The 2,846-nt window shown below is 57.7% G+C and carries 3 protein-coding genes; 1 reads left to right on the plus strand and 2 read right to left on the minus strand.

Annotation, left to right across the window (positions count from 1 at the left end; all coding sequences use genetic code 11):
• Positions 1–561: 561 nt before the first annotated feature.
• Together TY51_RS17160 and TY51_RS17165 are read right to left on the minus strand one after the other, a co-directional pair.
• Positions 562–990 (minus strand): type II toxin-antitoxin system VapC family toxin, encoded by a 429-nt coding sequence (locus tag TY51_RS17160; RefSeq protein ID WP_042251846.1) that lies wholly within the window; start codon positions 988–990, stop codon positions 562–564.
• Positions 987–1,232 carry an Arc family DNA-binding protein gene (locus tag TY51_RS17165; protein WP_042251849.1) on the minus strand — a complete coding sequence of 82 codons (246 nt, stop codon included), beginning with the start codon at positions 1,230–1,232 and terminating at the stop codon, positions 987–989. Before TY51_RS17165 ends, TY51_RS17160 begins: the two co-directional genes overlap by 4 nt.
• Before the next feature lie 95 nt (positions 1,233–1,327).
• Between TY51_RS17165 and TY51_RS22880 the strand changes: the two genes are divergently transcribed.
• A complete protein-coding gene (locus TY51_RS22880) occupies positions 1,328–2,494 on the plus strand; it encodes an ADP-ribosylglycohydrolase family protein (RefSeq protein WP_052650398.1) in 1,167 nt (388 codons plus the stop codon).
• Positions 2,495–2,846: the final 352 nt, after the last annotated feature.

The raw sequence follows: 2,846 nt of genomic DNA on the forward strand, positions 1-2,846 counted from the left end.
GAAGGGGACGCCCGGATCAGAGGCACGCAATGCGCGAATGACTAACAAAATCTTACTACAAAGCCCGTACCTGTTGCGTCACCGCAATTGAGAGGTAACCCCCGTGCGAAAGCATCAAACTGATACAGCTGACTTAAATCAAACTGCCACACCTGCCTGAATATGCCGGGTTTATCCCCAATAATCGTCACTCGCGTACATGACAGCCCCACGGGGCAGTAGTACCCTAATTCCCATCAGAAACTGAAAAGGCCGCGCAATTCGTAACATGATCCAACGTGCCATTCGGCGCGCACGAGCGATATTGCCTATCGTCAACTCACCCCTGTTCGTCACCATCATCATGGTGACCTCCGATAACTGGCGATAGAAACCCACCAAACAAGCCGTGCCCGTCTTAGGCACTGGAGCTTTGGCGGTTTCAGATAATTGAGAGGCCCCGGCTGCAAAGCAGCTGGGGCTTCTCATTACTATGCTCTGCCGTCTCAGCTCTATGAGGCTGTCAGGCATCCGCAACTTTAGAAAAATGCCTTATGCCCGCGCTTTGCGGGCATTCCATATTCAGGGGCAATATTCCCACGGGTTGATGACCTCCAGGTTCATCGCCTTGAATGGATCGCTATCGCGCGTGGCGACCTTTGCCGCCTTCTGTGCCGCCGCGATTGCCCCGATCTGACCATCCGCATGTCCGATGGTTATCCCTCGCTGACGGGCGCTGGAAACCCGCATGGCATAGAAGGTTGCCGCGGTAATATCGTAAGGAAGGATGCGGCCGTAGAAGGACGTCTCAAGCAAACCCTCAATCGCGCCGATAAGCCGCGTCCTCCGGTCTCCCGCTGGCAGGATGAAAGCGCCGAACATCAGTTCCTCGGCAGTGATTGCAGCTACATAAAGATCGCCCGGCTCCTGAGCATCCAGCCATGCCATGACATTGGGATTGGGCGTTGGCTTCTGGACCTCAGACAGCACATTGGTATCAATGATGATCATGTGAAGTCCGCAGCCTCCCCAGGTTCTTTGCTGCGGTCGAACGTCAGTTCGTCACCTATGACGCCCATGTCCTTAAAGTGCGCGCGCAGCTGTTGTCCAAATCCGCCTGTGTGCTTGGCAACATAGGAATTGACCAGGATCGCGCGAACCTCTGCTTCGATGCTGCGCATATTGCTGGTTGCCTGCTCTCGAAGGTGATCGTGAACCTCATCTGGCAAGTTGCGTATGGTCATGTTGCCCATTCTGATCTCCATGATAGCAGTTATGGAAAAATGATCTCACACCGTCATTGATGGCGCAATGCTAATAGTGATGGCATGACCAAAAAGGCATAAAAATGGCCCCGCCGAAGCGGGGCCTAAGTCACTCCGTCGCAAAAAGGAGTAAATCTTGCCTAGCACTTCTGAAGGGTCAGCACCACGGTATTGATGCGGACGCCGACGATGGCGAAGCTCTCGGGCGGCAGGTCGCGCCACTGGTGGCACCGATAACCGCGCGGGAAATGCTGTGCGGCCCATGCTCGGAACCGCTCATTGCCTTCGTCGCTGAGCATCGTGTACGGGACTTGGCGATGGAGTGCTCCGCCCTGACCCACGGTCATCCGACCGGGCAGGAGGCGGCTGCTGCATGGGCCTTGATCCTACGGTCCTTGGCGGACGGTGATGGACTGGAGCAGGCAGCGGCAACCCATGCCCACAGCTTCGGCGCCGAGACACGCGACGCCATTCTGCGCGGGCTGCAGACGCCCGCCGATGGACGCCCGGAGACGACCGAACAGTTGGGCGGCGGCTGGACGGCCGAGGAGGCATTGTCCATCGCCATCCATGCCTGCCGCTGCGCGCGAGACTTGGAGCATGGGCTGATCGTCGCCGTCACCCATTCAGGCGACAGCGACAGCACCGGTGCGATCGCGGGCAACGCGCTCGGCCTGATGTTCCCCGGCCAGGCCCGGTCACACAGATGGGCCGCGCAGGTGGAGTGTCGAGACTTGATCGGACGCATGGCTATGGATCTGGCTATGGCGATGTCCGGCGAGATGGATGATCTTGTGACACGTTACCCGGGAGCTTTAAGAATGGAAGACAACCGCACCCCAATTGACGCGCCACGCAGCCTGAACAGCCTGACCGCCATCGCAACCCGCCGCGCGATGCTGGATCTCCCACATATGGCCCCGCTAACGGCCTATGCTGCAAAGCTTCGTGCCCGGAATATTGGAACCGCTCCCGATTTCGACCCTGTGGACGGCGGGACTGACGCGAGGTTGCTCTTCCTGATGGAAAAGCCCGGCCCGATGACTGATGATCGGGCACCCACCGGAAAGATCGGCGCGGGCTCCATCTCCCGTGACAATGACGATCCAACCGCCGAGGCTGTCTTCAACTTCATGCGGCAAGTCAGGATCCCGCGTGAGGACACGGTTCTGTGGAACGTCATCCCGTGGTGGAACGGCACACGCAATATCACGCCCTCATCGATTTGCTGCCCAAGCAGTCAACTGTGATTGCAGTTGGCCGCAAGGCTGCGCGAACGAAGGCTGCCCTGGAGAAGCACGGTCTCGCATTCTACGCCTCTGTACACCCGTCGCCGATCAACCGTGCCGCGCGTCGTGAGGTCTGGGATGCTATTCCAGAAACTTGGGCAGAGGCGGCAAGTAGCTAGTAAATGGCCAGATGTGACATAAGATAGCTTATTACTTTAATGGACATGTAGCCGCAAAGCTAAAATGTCGCCCATGAGCAATTCAGGAATGTCACTCTGCCCTCGACAGAACATGAGGATGAGCGGACATGGGATGGGTGATGATGAGCGAGCGCGAGTTGAACCGCGTGGAGGTTTTGGCGCAGGTCGATGAT

This window comes from Paracoccus sp. PAMC 22219 (assembly GCF_000787695.1).
Taxonomy (GTDB): Bacteria; Pseudomonadota; Alphaproteobacteria; order Rhodobacterales; family Rhodobacteraceae; genus Paracoccus.